This window comes from Mycobacterium intermedium, from assembly GCF_002086275.1.
Taxonomy (GTDB): Bacteria; Actinomycetota; Actinomycetes; order Mycobacteriales; family Mycobacteriaceae; genus Mycobacterium; species Mycobacterium intermedium.
In genome coordinates this window covers 19563-37913 of the sequence record NZ_MVHT01000065.1, presented here as the reverse complement: position 1 = coordinate 37913, position 18351 = coordinate 19563, and the positions used below count along the sequence as shown (strand labels likewise).

Sequence of the window (18351 nt, the reverse complement as noted above, 5' to 3'; positions counted from 1 at the left end):
CTGGGCACCTCGAAGTCCACATGATCCAGCGCCACGAAATCGCCGTAATTCTTATAGGCATCGCGCACCACGATCGCGGGGTTGCTCGTGTCCGTCATCGTTAAGTCTCCTTGTCAGGCCTGCTTGACCGCGCGGGATCGCAGGATGTCCAGAACCACCTGGAAGATCAGCACCAACACCGCGACGCCCATCAGTAGCGTCGACAATGCATAAGCGCCATATTCGGCGCCGCGGTTGTAACGGTCGGACACCAACAGTGTCAGCGTCTGCGAGCTGCCCGGCAAGTTGGACGACACCATGATCACCGCCCCGTATTCGCCGAGCGTACGAGCGATGGTCAAGACGATGCCGTAGGTCAGTCCCCAGCGGATCGACGGCAGCGTGATCCGCCAAAACGTCTGCCACCAACCAGAACCCAGGGTCGCGGCCGCTTGCTCCTGATCGGTGCCCAACTCGTGCAACACCGGTTCGACCTCACGCACCACGAACGGCAGGGTGACGAAAACGCTCGCCAGCACAATCCCCGGCAAGCCGAAGATGATCTTGAACCCTAAATCCCGTTCGACAAAGCCCAGCGCTCCAGCCGAGCCCCACAGCACGATCAACGCCACGCCCACGACGACAGGCGACACCGCGAAGGGCAGGTCGATGATTGCCTGCAGAATGCCCTTGCCGCGGAATCGATTGCGCGCCAACACCAACGCCGTAGGAATCCCGAATATGACATTCAACGGCACCACGATGAGCACCACACCCAGCGACAAATTCAGCGCCGATATCGCCGCCGGTGTGCTCACCCAGTCATAGAACTGCCCGAACCCGGGGGCGAAGGTACGCCACAAGATGAGCGTGACCGGAATGATCAGCAGCACAGTCACGTACGCCAGTGCGACGAATCGCAACAGGTAACGCACCACCGGTGACAGCGTCATTCGGACACCTCCTCGCGCTTGGCCGTCCGTGCGCCGATGATGCGCAGCACGAACAACACCACGAACGAAATCGACAGCAGGACAATGGATAGCGCGGCGGCGCCGATACGGTCGTCGTTCTCGATCAGGGTCCGGATCCACTGCGACGACACCTCGGTCTTGCCCGGCACCGCACCGCCGATCAGCACCACCGAACCGAACTCACCGATGGCCCGCGAAAACGCCAGGCCCGCACCGGACAACAGGGACGGAGTCAGCGCCGGCAGCACCACGGAAGTGAAGATCTTGAGGTCGTTCGCACCCAGAGATGCCGCGGCTTCCTCGGTTTCGCGGTCCAGTTCCAGCAGAACCGGTTGGACGGCCCGCACCACGAACGGCAACGTCACGAAGGCAAGCGCGACGCCCACACCCCACTCGGTGTGCTGCAGATGTAGCCCGACCGGGCTGTGATTGCCGTAGAGGGCCAACATCACCAGGCTGGCGACGATGGTCGGTAGCGCGAAAGGCAGGTCGATGACGGTATCGACGAGCCGCTTGCCGAAGAAGTCGTCACGCACCAGCACCCAGGCGATCAGCAACCCGAAGACGGTGTTGACGATCGTGACTGCGGCGGAGATGGTCAACGTCACCCGCAGCGATTCCAGCGCGGCATGCGAGGTGACGGCCAGCTGAAAGGCATGCCAACCGCCTCCGGCGGCCTGCCAGACGATGGCGCCCAGCGGCAACAAGACGATCACCGACAGCCACAGCGTCGCCACACCCACCCGCAGGGACGTGGTGGGCGAGGGGCGGCGGAAGCGGCGCGTTGGCGGCGCCTCGCGGTCGGGTCGGTCCAGTTCGGGACGGATCGCTTCGGGGTCGGGAATTATCGTGGTCATCCGGTGGCCTGCGTGTAGATCTTGGTGATGCTGCCGTTGGTCTTGTCGAACAATTGGGGATCCGCGACACTCCAGCCGCCCAGATCGGTGATCGTCCACAACTTCGCGGGCACCGGGAACTGGTTACGGAACTGGGCTGCTACCGCCGGGTCGACCGGCCGGAAACCCGCCTGCGCCCAGATCGTTTGGGCCGCAGCCGTGTATTGGAAATTCTTGAAAGCCGTCGCCGCCGCCAGGTTTCGGCTGGTGTTGACCACGGCCACCGGATTCTCGATCTTGAACGTCTGCGGCGGAATCACGTGTTCGACGGGCTTGCCCGCCCGTTCCGCCGCGATGGCCTCGTTCTCGTAGCTGATCAGGACGTCGCCACTCCCCTGGACAAAAACATCGGTCGCCTCTCGGCCCGACGCCGGACGCATTTTGACGTGTTCCCGGACGAGTTTGTTGACAAACTCGATCCCCGCCTTGCTGTCTCTGCCGCCTTCGCTCTTCACGGCGTACGGGGCGAGCAGATTCCATTTGGCGGCACCCGAACTCAGCGGGTTGGGTGTGATGATTTCGATGCCGGGCCGCAACAGGTCATCCCAATCCCGGATGTTCTTCGGGTTGCCCTTGCGCACCACGAATGTCACCACCGACCCGAACGGAATTCCCCTCGTCGCACCGGTGGCCCAGTCCTTGGAGACCTTGCCGGACTTGATCAATCGGGTGATGTCGGGTTCAACCGAGAAATTCACCAGATCGGCGGGCTTGCCGTCGGCAACACCGCGGGACTGGTCGCCCGACGCCCCGAAGGAGGTGATCACCTGAACCCCCTTGCCCTCCGGGGTGGCGTTGAACGCCGGAATCACCTTGCTCCAACCCGGTTCCGCGACCGAGTAAGCGACCAGCGTCACCGTTGTATGGGCGTCGGCCAGCCCGCCGCCACCGACGACATCGCTAGGGCCACCCTGGCAGGCAGCGAGAACACCGACGATCTGCGCGAGCGCGATCGCCAGCAGGGCACGGGGTCGCCAGCGCGGTGCGCCCCGAACATCGTTGAGCATTATTGGCCTTCCAGTGCAGAACTGCGGAACTTGCGGATTCGGTCTGGTTGCTGCGAATGGCGGTCAAAGAGAAATCAGTGATTTCCAGACTCAGACCAGCCCGCAAACGGATTGGGAGTCAGCGACAACAGTGCGCGTCAGCCGCGGCGCAGAGCCCCGCGACGACAGTTGCGCAGCAGAGCGCAAGCGGGAAGCGTCGCGCTTCGACGGCTGCTGCGTACATGGCGCGAAGCCTAACAGAATCAGCCTGGCTGTCATCTCGACCGCGTCCCGACCCACCCGGCACGGGTGATTTACGTGAGTCAGCGGTGGGTGAGAAGCCACGTCACGATCACCAGGACCACCAAGGTGACGAGGATCAACGTGACATGTGACCGTGGCATTCGAGCTACCCCGACGTCTCGTCCGAATGGCGGGCGCGATTTGTCAATTCGATTCCTTTTCCCAGCAGCGCGTCCTGCACCACCGCTAGAGCGAAGGCCAAGGCCAACACAACCGGCATCACCGCCAACGCCTGCAGCACAAACGGTAGGCCCGACAACCACAGCTCTACGCCGTCCCACCAGTTCAGGAACCCGGTCACCCAACTCACACTATTAGGCCGCGGCGTGGGCGTACCAATGGAGCATTGCCCCGCTTCCCGCACGGTGCGCTTAATACGCAGGTTGCCCCTGAGTAACGGGTAAATCGCGAGGGTGGACGCCGGGTAGGTCGACAGTCGATGATGTGCGCATGGTCGCGCACGCCGAACAGACAAACGAAGCGTCGGAAGCCAACCCCAATGGTGACGGCGCGATGCCCGGCTTGGACTTGAAGGCCACCTCCGCCGAGGACACGACGGCGTCGGTATACACGCCCAGCCAGGCGCGTCGCAATCCGTTCCCGCCGATCGCCGATTATGCGTTCCTGTCCGACTGGGAGACGACCTGCCTGATCTCACCGGCCGGTTCGGTGGAATGGATGTGCGTGCCCCGTCCGGACTCGCCGAGCGTGTTCGGCGCGATCCTGGACCGCAGCGCCGGCCACTTCCGGTTGGGCCCCTACGGCGTGTCGGTGCCTTCGGCTCGGCGTTACCTACCGGGCAGTTTGATCATGGAAACCACCTGGCAAACACACACCGGGTGGCTGATCGTGCGCGACGCGCTGGTCATGGGCAGGTGGCACGACATCGAGCGGCGCTCGCGCACCCACCGTCGCACCCCGATGGACTGGGACGCCGAGCACATCCTGCTGCGCACCGTGCGATGTGTGAGCGGCACCGTCGAACTGATGATGAGCTGCGAACCCGCGTTCGACTACCACCGCACTGGCGCGACCTGGGAATATTCCTCCCAGGCGTACGGCGAGGCCATCGCCCGCGCCACCAAGAACCCCGACGCCCACCCGACCCTGCGCCTGACCACCAACCTCAACATCGGGCTGGAGGGCCGGGAAGCGCGTGCTCGCACCCGGATGAAAGAGGGCGACGACATTTTCGTCGCGCTGAGTTGGACGAAGCATCCGGCGCCCCAGACCTACGAAGAAGCCGCCGACAAGATGTGGCAGACCACCGAGTGCTGGCGGCAGTGGATCAACATCGGCAACTTCCCGGACCACCCGTGGCGGGCGTACCTGCAGCGCAGCGCGCTCACCCTCAAAGGCTTGACGTACTCACCCACCGGCGCGTTGCTGGCGGCCAGCACCACTTCACTCCCGGAGACCCCCCACGGCGAACGCAACTGGGACTACCGCTACTCGTGGATTCGTGACTCGACATTCGCGTTGTGGGGTCTCTACACCCTGGGGCTCGACCGGGAGGCCGACGACTTCTTCGCCTTCATCGCCGACGTGTCCGGCGCAAACAGCGACGAGCGGCATCCGTTGCAGGTGATGTATGGAGTGGGCGGCGAGCGCAGCCTCGAAGAAGAGGAGCTGCTGCACCTGTCCGGCTACGACCATGCCCGCCCCGTGCGGATCGGAAACGGCGCGTACGACCAGAGACAGCACGACATCTGGGGTTCGGTGTTGGACTCGTTCTACTTGCACGCCAAGTCGCGCGAGCAGGTGCCCGAAACGCTGTGGCCGGTGCTGAAGAAGCAAGTGGAAGAGGCGATCAAGCACTGGCGCGAGCCCGACCGGGGAATCTGGGAGGTGCGCGGCGAACCGCAGCACTTCACCTCGTCGAAGATCATGTGCTGGGTGGCGCTGGACCGCGGCGCCAAATTGGCCGAGCGGCAAGGCGAGTTCAGCTACGCCCAGCAATGGCGCAAGATCGCCGAGGAGATCAAGGCCGACATCCTCGAGCACGGGGTCGACAAGCGCGGCGTCCTCACCCAGCGCTACGGCGACGACGCGCTGGACGCCTCGCTGCTGCTGGCGGTGCTCACCCGGTTCCTGCCCCCCGACGACTACCGGGTGCGCAACACCGTGCTGGCCATCGCCGACGAACTCACCGAGGAAGGCCTGGTGCTGCGCTACCGGGTCGAGGAGACCGACGACGGACTGTCCGGCGAGGAAGGCACGTTCACCATCTGCTCGTTCTGGCTGGTGTCGTGCCTGGTCGAGATCGGTGAAGTGGCCAGGGCCAAGCGGTTGTGCGAACGGCTGCTGTCATTCGCCAGCCCGCTGCACCTCTACGCCGAGGAGATCGAGCCGCGCACCGGCCGGCACCTGGGCAACTTCCCGCAGGCGTTCACCCACCTGGCGCTGATCAACGCGGTGGTACACGTGATCCGTGCCGAGGAGGAAGCCGACGGCTCCGGCATGTTCCAGCCCGCCAACGCCCCGGTGTAAAGCCCTCGGCTCAGCGGCCGCCGGGCTGCGTCAGGTCCGCGCGGTGATCTTGTCCATCATCGCGCGCGCGATCTCGATCGCGCTGGTGTTGGGATCGCCGGTCCCAGTGTCCGACTCCTGCGGGGAGAAAAAGCTGACTTGCACCTCGACCAGGCAGTTCACCCGCACTCCGAGGGCCCGGGCGACCGCCCTGGATGTTGGAGTAGATGAGCTTGACTCGGCAAGTGTCGCTGCGAGAACGGAATTGGCGACGCGCACATCACTGACTTCGTCGGTGAAGCTGATGTCGTCTCCATCCAGTGTCACCGATTTGCCGTTGCAGGCCTTCCACTGATCGGTGAACTTGTCGAAGAGCGCCGAAGCGTCCTTGACCGACGGCAGCGCGATCACGCTCTCGGCGACGCTGATGACCTTCACCGTGTAGCTGGTGTGCCACCACGTTTCGTGGGCGACGTTGACCACCGGGGTGCCGTCGTAGGTATTGCGATTCGTCAGGCTCACGACGCCGACGCACTCGGCGGGCGACACCTCCCCGTAGGGCGACAGCAGCTTGTCGCCGCCGCCGAACCGCGGCGGCAGATCCGGATCACTTTCGAACGGCTGGCCCAGCATGTCCGCCAGCGCGGAATCGTCCAGGAGGACCTGCCTGAGCGCGTCGCCGGTGAGCGGGTGCGGTTTGGTATTCGCCCCTGGGCGCGCGAGGCCGTTGACGACGTCGGTGCAGCCAGCGGTCAGCAGGGCGACGAGCGCAGCAGCGACGACGCTGCATCGGAATCTCATCCGGTTCTGGCCCTTCCTAGTTCGGTTGGCGTCGTGCGGTTGCGCTGCTACTTCTTGCCCTTGTCCCCGGCGGTGTCGGTGGACAAAGCCGCGACGAAGGCTTCCTGCGGCACCTCGACCCGCCCGATCGTCTTCATCCGCTTCTTGCCTTCCTTCTGCTTTTCCAGAAGTTTGCGTTTACGGGTGATGTCGCCGCCGTAACACTTCGACAGCACGTCCTTGCGGATCGCTCGAATATTCTCGCGCGCAATGATTTTCGATCCGATCGCGGCCTGCACCGGCACCTCGAACTGCTGGCGCGGGATCAGCTCCTTGAGCTTGGTGGTCATCTTGTTGCCGTAAGCAAACGCCGAATCCTTGTGCACGATCGCGCTGAACGCGTCGACCGCCTCCCCCTGCAACAGGATGTCGACCTTGACCAGATCCGCTTCCTGTTCGCCGGACTCCTCGTAGTCGAGGCTGGCGTAACCCCGGGTCCGGGATTTCAGCGAGTCGAAGAAGTCAAAGATGATCTCCCCCAACGGCATCGTGTAGCGCAGCTCCACCCGTTCGGGCGACAGATAGTCCATGCCGCCCAACTCGCCGCGCCGCGACTGGCACAGTTCCATGATGGTGCCGATGAATTCGCTCGGCGCGATGATGGTGGTCTTGACGACGGGCTCGTAGACGGTGCGGACCTTGCCTTCCGGCCAGTCCGAGGGGTTCGTCACCCGGATCTCGGTGCCATCCTCCTTGATCACCCGGTAGACGACGTTGGGCGACGTGGAGATCAGGTCGAGGTCGAATTCGCGCTCGAGGCGCTCGCGGGTGATCTCCATGTGCAGCAGGCCCAAAAACCCGCACCGGAATCCGAAGCCCAGCGCCACCGATGTTTCGGGTTCGTAGGTCAGCGCGGCGTCGTTGAGTTGCAGCTTGTCCAGGGCGTCGCGCAGGTTCGGATAGTCCGAACCGTCGACGGGATAAAGCCCCGAGTAGACCATCGGCTTCGGCTCGCGGTAGCCGGTGAGCGCCTCCTTGGCCCCGTTGCGGGCGGTGGTCACGGTGTCGCCGACCTTGGACTGGCGGACGTCCTTGACGCCGGTGATCAGGTAGCCCACTTCCCCGACGCCCAGGCCCTCACTGGCCTTCGGTTCGGGCGAGACGATGCCGACCTCGAGCAATTCGTGCGTGGCGCCGGTGGACATCATCGCGATCCGCTCGCGCGGCGTGATCTTGCCGTCCACCACGCGGACGTAGGTCACCACGCCGCGGTAGATGTCGTAGACGGAGTCGAAGATCATCGCGCGGGTGGGCGCATCAGCGTCGCCTTGCGGGGGCGGCACCTCCTGCACCACGTGATCCAGCAGGTCGGCGACGCCCTCGCCGGTCTTGCCCGACACGCGCAGCACGTCTGACGGCTCGCAACCGATGATGTGCGCAATCTCACCCGCATACCGGTCCGGGTCAGCGGCCGGGAGGTCGATCTTGTTGAGCACCGGGATGATGTGCAGGTCCCGGTCCAGCGCCAGGTAGAGGTTGGCCAGCGTTTGCGCCTCGATGCCCTGGGCGGCGTCGACGAGCAACACCGCACCTTCACAGGCCTCCAGCGCGCGCGACACCTCGTAGGTGAAGTCGACGTGGCCCGGCGTGTCGATGAGGTGCAGGACGTACTCTTGGTCACCCACTCGCCAGGGCAACCGCACGTTCTGGGCCTTGATGGTGATGCCGCGTTCCCGCTCGATGTCCATCCGGTCCAGGTATTGGGCCCGCATCGAGCGCTCGTCAACCACCCCGGTCAGCTGCAGCATTCGGTCGGCCAGCGTCGACTTGCCGTGGTCGATGTGAGCGATGATGCAAAAATTCCGAATCTGCGCCGGCGGGGTGAAGGTCTTGTCGGCAAAACTGCTGATGGGAATCTCCTGTAGCGCTTGTTTGAGGGTATTCAGACTATCCGTGCGGGGCAGCTGAAACATATTTGAGGCCCACCGTGCTCACCCGATCGCGTCGTATGCTGCGAACATGGCGTCCTCCCGGAAATCGCAGTGGAAGACGTTTCAGCGCTTCGCGGAAAACCTCGTCTTCAACGAGGGCCCCAAGCTCGTGCGTCAGATCCAGAACACACAAAGCACGCTGCGGACCATTCAGCAGGCCGTCAAGATCACCGCGAACATCATGACCTCGCCGCCACCGCCGGCCGGGGAGATCACCGCGGGCCGCCCGGTGACCAGCACCAGCTTCCCCACCGCTCAGCGGGCCCGCAAAGTGCTGTACGCACCGGATCTGGACGGTCGGGCGGACCCGGGCGAGATCGTGTGGACGTGGGTGGTCTACGAGGACGATCCGACCCGCGGAAAGGATCGCCCGGTGCCCGTCGTGGGCCGCGACCGCGACGTGCTGTTGGGGCTGATGATGTCCAGCCAGGAACACCACGCCGACGACCGGAACTGGCAACTCATCGGTTCCGGCGACTGGGACTACGAGGGCAAGAAGAGTTGGGTCAGGTTGGACCGCGTGCTCGACGTGCCCGAGGAGGGCATTCGTCGCGAAGGCGCGATCCTGGACCGGGACATCTTCGAGGTAGTCGCGAGCCGGCTGCGCGCGGAGTACTCCTGGCGTTGACGCAGCGCCTCACCGGGCCGGCGAACAAGCCGCGTGGTCAGCCTTGGGTGATGTAGGACTGCAGCTGTTGTTGCTCGGCCTCGAGTTCGCCCATCCGCGACTTGACCACGTCACCGATGCTGACGATGCCGATCAGCTTCTTCCCGTCGAGCACCGGCACATGGCGAACCCGATTTTCCGTCATCAACACGCTGATCTCATCCACGCTGTCCGACTTTGAGCAGGTGGCGACGGCCTTCGTCATGATCTTGGAGATAGGGCGCGACAGCACGCTGGCGCCGTGGATGTGCAGTTGACGCACCACGTCGCGTTCGGACACGATGCCGACCACCCCATCGTCGCCGACCACCACCATGGCGCCGATGTTCTGCTCGGCCAGGCCGGCGAGCAACTCCCGAACCGTCGCCTCGGGGTTGATCGTCGTCACGGCCGCCCCCTTGTTCCGCAACACGTCCGCGATTCGCATCCAACCTCCTGCCATGGTGATCTGGTTCACACCAGGCTACGACTATCTCGCGCGGCGGGGAAGCCGCCACCCGAAGCTCGCGGCAACAGCAACCAAACCGTCACCGCGGCCGCACCGCCGCTGGTCCGGGCACCGCTGGAGTTGCTTTGTTGCCCAATCGATTCCGGCAAATGCTTGACGCCGCGCACCGTCGACTTGCAAGGATGGGGCCCATGATTGAGGTGACATTGCTGGGAACCGGAAGCCCCATCCCCGACCCCAACCGTGCCGGCCCGTCCACGTTGGTGCGCGCCGCAGGGCAGGTTTTCCTGATCGACTGTGGACGCGGAGTGCTGCAGCGCGCGGCGGCCGTCGGCGTCGGCGCCGCCGGTCTGTCGGCGTTGTTGCTGACGCACCTGCACAGCGACCACATCGCCGACCTCGGCGACGTGATCATCACGAATTGGGTCACCAACTTCGCGCCCGATCCGCAGCCGCTGCACATCATCGGACCGCCGGGCACCCGCGAGGTGGTCGAGGCGACGCTGAAGGCCTTCGGTCACGACATCGGCTATCGGATCGCCCACCACGCCGACCTGAACGCGCCGCCACCGGTCGAGGTTCACGAGCACACCGAGGGGCCGGTGTGGGATCGCGACGGCGTCACGATCCGGGTCGCCCCCACCGATCATCGGCCCGTGGCACCGACCATCGGCTTCCGCATCGAGGCCGACGGCGCTTCGTTGGTGTTGGCCGGGGACACCGTCCCATGCGCCAGCTTGGACGAATTAGCAAGTGGGGCAGGAGGATTGGTACACACTGTGATTCGCAAGGACATCCTTGGCCATGTCCCGCAGCAGCGGGTCAAGGACGTGTGCGACTACCACTCCTCGGTGCAGGAGGCGGCAGCGACCGCACAACGCGCGGGCGTCGGAACCCTGATCATGACCCACTACGTCCCACCGCTCGGGCCAGGACAGGAAGACCAGTGGCGGGCGCTGGCCGCCGCCGAGTTCAGCGGACAGATCGAGTTGGGCGACGACCTGCACCGGGTTGAAATAGCGGCGCGCTAAAGCCGCCGCTAAATCCGGCTGGACCGACGCCGGCCGCGATACGATCCGCGGGATGTCGTTCGTCACTGCGGTGCCGGGTGGGATGGCTGTGGCCGCCACCCAGTTCGCCGGGATCGGGTCGACGATCGCGGAGGCCAACCGCGCCTTGGCGATCCAGACAGCCGGCGTGCAGGCGGCCGCCGCCGACGAAGTGTCTGTTGCCATCGCGGCATTTTTCGATGCGCACGCCCGGAGCTATCAGACCCTCGGCGCCCAGCTGGCGACATTCCACGAGCGGCTGGTGCAGCGTCTTGCGGCCGGCGCCGCCTCCTATGCCGGCGCCGAAGCCGGCAACGTGCAGCAGGCGCTGCTCGATGCGATCAACGCACCCTTCCAGACGTTCCTCGGCCGCCCGCTGATCGGCAACGGCGCCGACGGCGGAACCGTCGGTGGCATCGGCCAGCCCGGCGGCCCTGGCGGCCTGTTGCTCGGCAACGGTGGCCGCGGCGGCGACAGCACACTGCCCGGCGTCTCCGGCGGCGGCGGTGGAGCCGCCGGGCTGATCGGCAATGGCGGACCCGGCGGCACCGGGGGGCCGGGCGGCAGCGGCGGGCTGGGCGGCAACGCCTGGCTGCTCGGTACCGGCGGGGCCGGTGGAACCGGCGGCCTCGGCGTCGCCGCCGGCTTCGCAGGCACCGGCGGCAACGGCGGCCTGGGTGGACTGTTCTACGGCAACGGCGGTCCCGGTGGTGGCGGCGGCGCCGGCGCGGCCGGAGCCGTCCAAGGCGGCATGGGCGGCATCGGCGGCGACGCGCAGCTGTTCGGCGCCGGGGGCGCGGGCGGCAACGGCGGCAACAACGCCGACGGCAGCCAGGGCGGACGCGGGGGTGACGCCGGCAACGGCGGCGCGTTGTTCGGCAGTGGCGGTGCCGGGGGCGCCGGCGGCCGAGGCGGTGCATCCGGCGGCGGAGGTGGGGCCGGTGGTGCGGCAGGCTTCGTGTTCGGTGTCGGCGGCGACGGCGGAATCGGGGGCGACGGCGGCGATCCGGCCAGCGTCGGTATCGGCGGCACCGGCGGGGCCGGCGGCCGTGGCGCGGTGATCCTTGGCGCCGGCGGCAATGGCGGCACCGGCGGAACCGGCGGCGGCATGGCCGGCAGCTCGGGTGGCGGTGGCGGGGCCGGAGGCACGGCGGTGTTGTTCGGGTCCGGCGGCGCCGGGGGGCACGGCGGGCTCGGCGGCGGTGTCGGTGGCCAGGGTGGGGCCGGCGCGTTCGTGATCGGCAGCGGTGGTGCCGGCGGTAGCGGCGGCGGCGGCAACACCGGTCACCTCGACGGTGGCGCGGGCGGTAATGGCGGGAACGCCCGCTTCATCGGGAACGGCGGGAACGGCGGCACGGGCGGGCCCGGTTTCGGCGGCGGGACGAACGGCAGCGGCGGAGCCGGTGGGGCCGCCGGGATCATCGGCTGCCCCGGCATCACCCCATAGGGTTCCTGCCGCGCCTGCTGCTCGGCCGGCTAGGCCAACCGGGTAATCTCCACGACCACCTCGAGGTCGGTTGCGCCGCGCCCGGAATAGATACCCTTCAGCGGTGCCACGTCGGCGTAGTCCCGCCCGATGCCGACACTGACGTACTGCTCGCTGATCTCGGTGTCGTTGGTCGGATCGTAGTTCCACCAGCCGCCGGTCCATGCCTGAATCCAGGCGTGGCTGCGTCCGTCGACGGCCTTTCCGATCGCTGCATCACGTTTGGGATGCAGGTACCCGGATACGTAGCGTCCAGGAATTCCCATGCTGCGCAACAGAATCAACGTCAGGTGGGCGAAATCCTGACACACGCCCTTGCCTTTTTCCAAGGCGTCCAGACCCGATGAATGCACGCCCGTAGTACCCGGAAGGTAGTCCAGTTCGCTGCGCGCCCAACGGGCCGCCGCCACCACCGCATCCGCCGGGTCGTGGTTTTTCATGATCCGTTTGCCAACGGCGGCAACGCGTTTGCTCGTCGGGGTGTAGTCGGTGGGGCGCAGCACCTCGTCGAACCGGTCGATCACGGCCTCCGACTGCAGCTCGTCCCAGGTGGCCTTGGCCACCGGCGGCTCCGGACGGTCGGTCTCGACGACCGACGAAGACGTCACGGTCAGTTCGGTGTGCGGTGCGTGCAGGTCGAAGGCCGTCACCGCGGTGCCCCAGTAGTCGATGTACCGGTAGGAACGGGTGGCGGGAATGGTTTCGATGCGGTTGAGGATGACGTTTTGCCGGGTGTTGGAGCGCGGGGTCAGGCGCGCCTCGTTGTACGACGCGGTCGCCGGTGCCTGGTATTCGTACCCGGTGGTGTGCACCACCCGCATTCGCCACATCAGGCTTCTCCCTGTTCCGTGACCAACTGTCGGGCGCCGGCATCCAACCAAGCCACCCAGGGCGCCACATGAAAATACTGCAGCGCCAACGCATCTCCAACATCACGACAGGTTTGTTGTAACCCGCCCAGCCGGTCTTCCAACGACTCGAGAAGGACGCCGGGCCCCACGAACTCCAGCTGGCTGCGCGCCTGACCCAGTAACCGCTGCGCCTCGGTGGTGGCCCCGACCCGGCTCTGGGGTTTGTGCATGAGCTCGTCCAGATTGCGTTCGGCCAGCTTCAGCGAATAGTAGACCGAACGCGGGAAGAGCCGGTCGAGCATCATGAACTCGACCACGCGTTCTGCATCCAACGCCCCTCGATAGGTGCGCAGGTACGTGTCGTGCGCGCCCGCCGAGCGCAGCAGCGTCACCCACGCCGGCGATGATGCGCTGTCCCCCACCCGCGACAGCAGCAGCCGCACCGTCATGTCGACCCGTTCGATGGCGCGGCCCAGCATCATGAATCGGTATCCGTCGTCGCGGGAGAGCGTGCTGTCCGCCAAGCCGGCGAACATCGCGGCGCGGCCTTCGATGAAGGACAGGAACTCATGCGGCCCAAGGCGTTTGGCCGCACGCTCGCGTTCTGGGAGGGCGTGGTAGGTGGTGTTGATGCACTCCCAGGTTTCACTGGACGTGACTTCCCTTGCCGACCTTGCGTTTTCACGCGCCGCCGTGATCGCTTCCACGATCGAACAGCCACCCTCGCTGTTGGTGCTGAAGGCCACCAGGTCGGTCAGCGACCAGACATCCAACTCGTGGTCCGGGGGTTCGATGCCCAGCACCCTGAGCAGTAACCGGGACGCCTGGTCGGGATCGACGCTGGAGTCCTCCAGCAGGTGGTGCACGGCGACGTCCAGAATGCGTGCGGTGTCGTCGGCGCGTTCGACGTAGCGGCCGATCCAGTACAGCGCTTCGGCGTTGCGGGCCAGCATCAGCGGATCTCCTGCTGTTGCTGTTGCTGCTGAGGTTGCTCGTCCTGCTGTGCCACGGGCAGCAGACCGTCCGACTTCTGCTCGGCCACGGGCTGCGGTAACGAACGCACCACCTTGGCCCTGCCCAGTTCGCGTTCGACCACCGACGTCCGCGGCGCCAGCACCCAGGTGTCTTTGGAGCCCCCACCCTGGCTGGAGTTGACCACCCTGGACCCTTCGACCAGCGCCGTCCGGGTCAGCCCTCCCGGCAGCACCCACACGTCATTGCCGTCGTTGACCGCGAACGGGCGTAGGTCGACATAGCGCGGTGCCAGGGAGTCGCCCACCCGCGTCGGCACGGTCGACAGCTCCATCATCGGCTGGGCGATCCAGCTGCGGGGGTCCTCGCGAATCTTCCTGCCGATAATGGCGAGCTCCTTGTCCGAGGCCTCCGGCCCGAAGACGATGCCGTAGCCGCCCGATCCCTCAACCGGCTTGATCACCAGCTCCTTTATCCGGTCCAGCACCTCTTCGCGCTCGTCGTCCAGCCAGCAGCGATAGGTGTCCACGTTGGCCAGTAGCGGCTTCTCCCGCAGGTAGTACTCGATGATGGTCGGCACATAGGTGTAGACGAGTTTGTCGTCGCCGACCCCATTGCCGATCGCGCTGGAAATGACGACGTTGCCGGCGCGCGCGGCGTTGACCAGCCCGGCCACGCCCAGCACCGAGTCGGCGCGGAACTGCAGGGGGTCGAGGAAGTCGTCGTCGATGCGCCGATAGATGACGTCGACCTGCCGCTCCCCCTCGGTGGTGCGCATGTAGACCTGGTTGTCGCGACAGAACAGGTCGCGGCCTTCGACCAGCTCCACACCCATCTGCCTGGCCAGCAGGGAGTGCTCGAAGTACGCCGAGTTGTACACGCCCGGCGTCAGGACCACCACCGTCGGGTCGGCCTCGTTGGTGGCCGCCGAGTTACGCAGCGCTCGCAGCAGGTGCGACGCGTAGTCGTCGACCGTGCGGACCCGGTGGGTGGCGAACAAGTTGGGAAAAACCCTCGCCATGGTCCGGCGGTTCTCCATGACGTAGGACACGCCCGATGGCGAGCGCAGGTTGTCCTCGAGAACGCGGAAGTCGCCCTTTTCGTCGCGAATCAGGTCGATGCCGGCAACGTGAATGCGCACCCCGTTGGGCGGGACGATGCCGACCGCCTGACGGTGAAAATGCTCACAGGAAGTAATGAGCCGGCGCGGAATGACCCCGTCGCGAAGGATCTCCTGATCCCCGTAGATGTCGTCGAGGTACATCTCGAGTGCCTTGACACGCTGGGTGATGCCACGCTCCAGCCGCGACCATTCGGCCGCCGAAATGACCCTCGGCACCAGGTCCAGCGGGAAGGGCCGTTCCTGACCCGACAGCGAAAAGGTGATGCCCTGGTCGATGAATGCGCGGCCCAGTGCGTCGGCGCGGGCCTTGAGGTCCGAGGCGTCCGAGGGCGCCAGTTCGGCGTAGATGCCCTTGTACGGCCCGCGGACGTTGCCGTTGGCGTCGAACATCTCGTCGAAGGCCCGCGAATAGACCTCGTCCGCCGTGTTGTAACCGTCGAAGATGCGCTCGGTACGACGGCGCGGCCGCTGGATGGTGTCTACGGTCGTCTTCGGAAGGCTCACCTGTGTCATGCTGCCTCAATTCAAGGTTTCCGGCAGGGCGAGAGTTCCTGTTTTGGGCGAAAACGTAACCGACTGATAACCTGGGCAGTCGCTAACAGCCGTACGAATCGATCCAAGAGGGAATTATCGCGTGGCCAACATCAAGTCGCAGCAGAAGCGCAACCGCACGAACGAGCGCGCGCGACTGCGCAACAAGTCGGTGAAGTCCTCGCTACGTACCGCTATTCGCGCATTTCGGGAAGCTGCCCACGCCGGCGAGAAGGAGAAGGCCGCCGAGCTGTTGGTGTCGACCAACCGCAAACTCGACAAGGCCGCCAGCAAGGGCGTGATTCACAAGAACCAGGCCGCCAACAAGAAGTCGGCGCTGGCAAAGTCCTTCAACAAGCTGGGCTGACCGCTCAGCTACGGTCGGCCGCGAGTTCGGCCACCTTCCGGACGGCGGACTCCAGGGCGTAGTCGGCGTCCGCGACCGCTCCTTTGACGTTGGCGTTCAGCTCGGCCACCACCCGCATGGCGACCGCCACCGAATCACGCGACCAGCGTCGAGCCTGCTTCTGCGCTTTCTGTATCCGCCACGGCTGCATCCCTAGTTTTCCGGCCAAGCGGTACGGGTCACCGGACAGCGGCCCCACCACTCCGATGGTGTGCACCGCTTCGGCCAGCGCGTCGGCCAGCACCACCAGCGGCTCACCGCGCAGCATCGCCCAGCGCAGCGCTTCCGCCGCCCCTTCCACATCGCCGGCGACCGCTTTGTCGGCGATGTCAAAGCCCTTCACCTCCGCCTTGCCGCTGTGATAGCGACGCACGGCGGCGGCGTCGACGGCACCGCCGGTGTCCGCGGCCAGTTGCGAACAGGCAGAAGCGAGTTCGCGGATGTCGGAGCCGACGGCATCAATCAGGGCAGTGACGGTCTCTTCGTCGACCTTGACCCGCATCGCGCGAAATTCGTTGCGAACGAACGCGACGCGCTCGCTCGCCTTGGTGATTCGGGCGCAGGGGTGCACTTGGGCGCCGAGCGACTGCAGCTTGCCGGCCAGCGCTTTGGCTCGTCCGCCACCCGAATGCACCACCACCAGCACCGTGCCCGACGGGATGTCAGCGGCCGTGGCGGCGATCAATTCGGCCGCGTCCTTGCCCGCCTCGCCGGCGGCCTCCAGCACGACGATCCGCTCCTCGGCAAAGAGCGACGGGCTCAACAATTCGGCCAGTTCATAGGTGCTGACGTCCCCGGCCCGCATCCGGTTGACGGGCACGTCGACGGTGCCGGCTCGCTGCCGCGCAGATCGCAACACGTCCGCGACTGCCCGCTCGACCAACAGTTCTTCGTCGCCAAGGATGAGGTGTAACGGCGAATCTTCGCTCACGCCACGATGGTGTCATGCCGGACTGACCAACCCGGCCAGCGACCACGCCAGCACGCACGCGAGGGCGAGGACCGCCACCAACCCCAGCCCCGCACGAACCCACCGCCATCGCCAGCACGCAGCCACGACGAGGGTGAGGCCGCCGACCACGACGACGCCGGGCAGACCTTTGGGAACCGGCACGGTCGCCGCCGGCACACACGCGGCCCAATGGGCCGTGTGAAGCACCCACCACACTTCGGGCCCGGTGAAGCGGATCAGCAGCTGCGCCGCGGCCGGCCACGGGATGGCCAGCACGGCGGCCGCGCTGCCCAGGATGGTGATCGGCGCGATCACTGCCGTCGCCGCCAGGTTGGCGACGGCACCGACCAGGCTGACCCGACCCGACATGCCCGCGATCAGCGGCGCGGTCACCACCTGCGCGACCCCCGCAACCGCGACCGCGTCGGCCAGTGGCTTGGGCCAGCCGCGGCCGGTGAGGCGTCCCGACCACACCGGCGCGATCACCACCAACGCGGCCGTCGCCACCACGGACAGCGCGAAGCCCATGTCGACGGCCAGGTGCGGGGCGGCCGCCATCAACACCAACACCGTCGCCGACAGCGCGGGGATCGCTTGGCGCCGACGGGAGGACAAAATGCCCGCCAGGGCGATGGCGCCCATGACGGCCGCCCGCAACACGCTTGCGGTCGGCTGTACCACGACAACGAACGCCGCCAACGCCACCGCGGCAAGCAGCACAGCCACACGCGGCCCGAACAACCGCGCCGAGAACAGCACTGACGCGCACACAATGGTCACGTTTGCCCCCGACACGGCCGTCAGGTGCGACATCCCCGCTGTACGGAATTCGCGGTTGGTCTGCGCGGTGACCATCGTGGTGTCACCGAGTACCAGTGCGGGCAGCATCGCGCCCTGGTCGGCGGGCAACACCTCGCGCACGACGCCGGCGAACCGTTCCCGCACGGCGTGGGCGGAGCGCTGCATCGCACTGGCGCTGCCCAGCGTCGGGCGGCCAACAGCGGTAAGCACTGCCACCGTCAGGTCACGGCGAGTCGGCCGGGTGATGCGCGCGGTGAAACGTGCCGGCTGACCCACCATCACGTCGGCAAACTCGGCGGCGCGGGCGAAAACCACCACGCAGCCATTGACCTGGTCGTCGCGCAACCGCTGCAACGTCGCCCGGAACATCAACCGGTTGCGCCCCAACCCGAGTGCGCTTTCGCTTGGTGTAACGGTCACCACCGCGGTCGTCCCGAACGCCGCGGTGATCGGGTGGTGATCGAGCGCGTCGGCCCGCAACGCAATGGCAAGCCCGTAGCCCGCTCCCACCACACCAACGGCCAACACGCCGGTCCAGATCGCGCGCGGGCTTGCGACTCGTGCCGATCGGAATGCAATACACCGCAATGTGATTGACACGGCTAGCAGCGCGGCGCCGCACGCGGCCAAGGCGTAGCCGACGGACCACACGGTGCCGGCGGCCGTCACCATCCAGCTGGTCAACGC

17 protein-coding genes and 1 pseudogene are annotated in these 18351 nt (G+C 66.3%); 5 read left to right on the top strand and 13 right to left on the bottom strand.

All coding sequences use genetic code 11. The annotated features are described in order from the left end of the window. The 5 genes from BST27_RS33865 to BST27_RS20750 all read right to left on the bottom strand — a co-directional run. Positions 1-98: hypothetical protein (locus BST27_RS33865; RefSeq protein WP_249025710.1), on the bottom strand; the 98-nt coding region annotated here is incomplete at its 3' end. A 15-nt stretch (positions 99-113) separates the two neighbouring features. Next, positions 114-932, bottom strand: coding sequence for a sulfate ABC transporter permease subunit CysW (cysW, locus tag BST27_RS20770; RefSeq protein WP_069417433.1), 819 nt, complete (start codon positions 930-932; stop codon positions 114-116). Beyond that, positions 929-1810: a sulfate ABC transporter permease subunit CysT gene (gene cysT, locus BST27_RS20765; RefSeq protein WP_069417432.1), complete on the bottom strand. Its 882-nt coding sequence runs from the start codon at positions 1808-1810 to the stop codon at positions 929-931. Before cysT ends, cysW begins: the two co-directional genes overlap by 4 nt. Continuing rightward, complete coding sequence (locus tag BST27_RS20760; RefSeq protein ID WP_079219934.1) at positions 1807-2856, bottom strand: sulfate ABC transporter substrate-binding protein; 1050 nt, start codon at positions 2854-2856, stop codon at positions 1807-1809. Before BST27_RS20760 ends, cysT begins: the two co-directional genes overlap by 4 nt. Before the next feature lie 388 nt (positions 2857-3244). After that, entirely contained in the window at positions 3245-3439 is a 195-nt protein-coding gene (locus tag BST27_RS20750) for a hypothetical protein (protein WP_069417431.1), read from the bottom strand. A 212-nt stretch (positions 3440-3651) separates the two neighbouring features. On the opposite strand from BST27_RS20750, the gene BST27_RS20745 reads away from it, so the two are divergent. Next, positions 3652-5628, top strand: coding sequence for a glycoside hydrolase family 15 protein (locus BST27_RS20745; protein ID WP_372515510.1), 1977 nt, complete (start codon positions 3652-3654; stop codon positions 5626-5628). Positions 5629-5658: 30 nt separating this feature from the next. Here the strand turns inward: BST27_RS20745 and BST27_RS20740 are convergent, their stop codons facing one another. Next, positions 5659-6408 carry a sensor domain-containing protein gene (locus BST27_RS20740; protein ID WP_069417429.1) on the bottom strand — a complete coding sequence of 250 codons (750 nt, stop codon included), beginning with the start codon at positions 6406-6408 and terminating at the stop codon, positions 5659-5661. Between the two features lie 47 nt (positions 6409-6455). After that, positions 6456-8425 (bottom strand): annotated as a pseudogene (gene lepA / locus BST27_RS20735) (translation elongation factor 4). On the opposite strand from lepA, the gene BST27_RS20730 reads away from it, so the two are divergent. After that, positions 8407-9006 carry a type II toxin-antitoxin system PemK/MazF family toxin gene (locus BST27_RS20730; protein WP_069417427.1) on the top strand — a complete coding sequence of 200 codons (600 nt, stop codon included), beginning with the start codon at positions 8407-8409 and terminating at the stop codon, positions 9004-9006. The pseudogene lepA and the gene BST27_RS20730 sit on opposite strands and share 19 nt — an antisense overlap. Before the next feature lie 37 nt (positions 9007-9043). On the opposite strand, the gene BST27_RS20725 is transcribed toward BST27_RS20730, so the two are convergent. Continuing rightward, entirely contained in the window at positions 9044-9472 is a 429-nt protein-coding gene (locus BST27_RS20725; RefSeq protein WP_069417457.1) for a CBS domain-containing protein, read from the bottom strand. Between the two features lie 212 nt (positions 9473-9684). Here BST27_RS20725 and BST27_RS20720 point away from each other — a divergent pair, with 212 nt between their 5' ends. Then, on the top strand, positions 9685-10524 hold the full coding sequence (locus tag BST27_RS20720; RefSeq protein ID WP_069417426.1) for a ribonuclease Z: 840 nt from the start codon (positions 9685-9687) through the stop codon (positions 10522-10524). 52 nt (positions 10525-10576) lie between these two features. Next, on the top strand, positions 10577-11989 hold the full coding sequence (locus BST27_RS20715) for a PE family protein (RefSeq protein WP_079220207.1): 1413 nt from the start codon (positions 10577-10579) through the stop codon (positions 11987-11989). Positions 11990-12018: 29 nt separating this feature from the next. Here the strand turns inward: BST27_RS20715 and BST27_RS20710 are convergent, their stop codons facing one another. From BST27_RS20710 to BST27_RS20700, 3 genes are read right to left on the bottom strand one after another with little or no spacing between them, the layout of a single operon-like run. Continuing rightward, the gene (locus BST27_RS20710; RefSeq protein ID WP_069417424.1) at positions 12019-12858 is read right to left on the bottom strand and encodes a transglutaminase family protein; all 840 of its coding nucleotides are present in this window, start codon (positions 12856-12858) and stop codon (positions 12019-12021) included. Next, the gene (locus BST27_RS20705; RefSeq protein WP_069417423.1) at positions 12858-13832 is read right to left on the bottom strand and encodes an alpha-E domain-containing protein; all 975 of its coding nucleotides are present in this window, start codon (positions 13830-13832) and stop codon (positions 12858-12860) included. The genes BST27_RS20710 and BST27_RS20705 overlap by 1 nt, the downstream gene beginning before the upstream one ends. Beyond that, positions 13832-15487 (bottom strand): circularly permuted type 2 ATP-grasp protein, encoded by a 1656-nt coding sequence (locus BST27_RS20700; RefSeq protein WP_069417422.1) that lies wholly within the window; start codon positions 15485-15487, stop codon positions 13832-13834. The genes BST27_RS20705 and BST27_RS20700 overlap by 1 nt, the downstream gene beginning before the upstream one ends. A gap of 121 nt (positions 15488-15608) precedes the next feature. Here BST27_RS20700 and rpsT point away from each other — a divergent pair, with 121 nt between their 5' ends. Further along, positions 15609-15872 carry a 30S ribosomal protein S20 gene (rpsT, locus tag BST27_RS20695; RefSeq protein WP_069417421.1) on the top strand — a complete coding sequence of 88 codons (264 nt, stop codon included), beginning with the start codon at positions 15609-15611 and terminating at the stop codon, positions 15870-15872. A gap of 4 nt (positions 15873-15876) precedes the next feature. Here rpsT and holA read toward each other — a convergent pair whose 3' ends face one another. Together holA and BST27_RS20685 are read right to left on the bottom strand one after the other, a co-directional pair. Continuing rightward, positions 15877-16842 carry a DNA polymerase III subunit delta gene (holA, locus tag BST27_RS20690; RefSeq protein WP_069417420.1) on the bottom strand — a complete coding sequence of 322 codons (966 nt, stop codon included), beginning with the start codon at positions 16840-16842 and terminating at the stop codon, positions 15877-15879. Positions 16843-16854: 12 nt separating this feature from the next. Beyond that, positions 16855-18336: a ComEC/Rec2 family competence protein gene (locus BST27_RS20685; RefSeq protein ID WP_079220208.1), complete on the bottom strand. Its 1482-nt coding sequence runs from the start codon at positions 18334-18336 to the stop codon at positions 16855-16857. Positions 18337-18351: the final 15 nt, after the last annotated feature.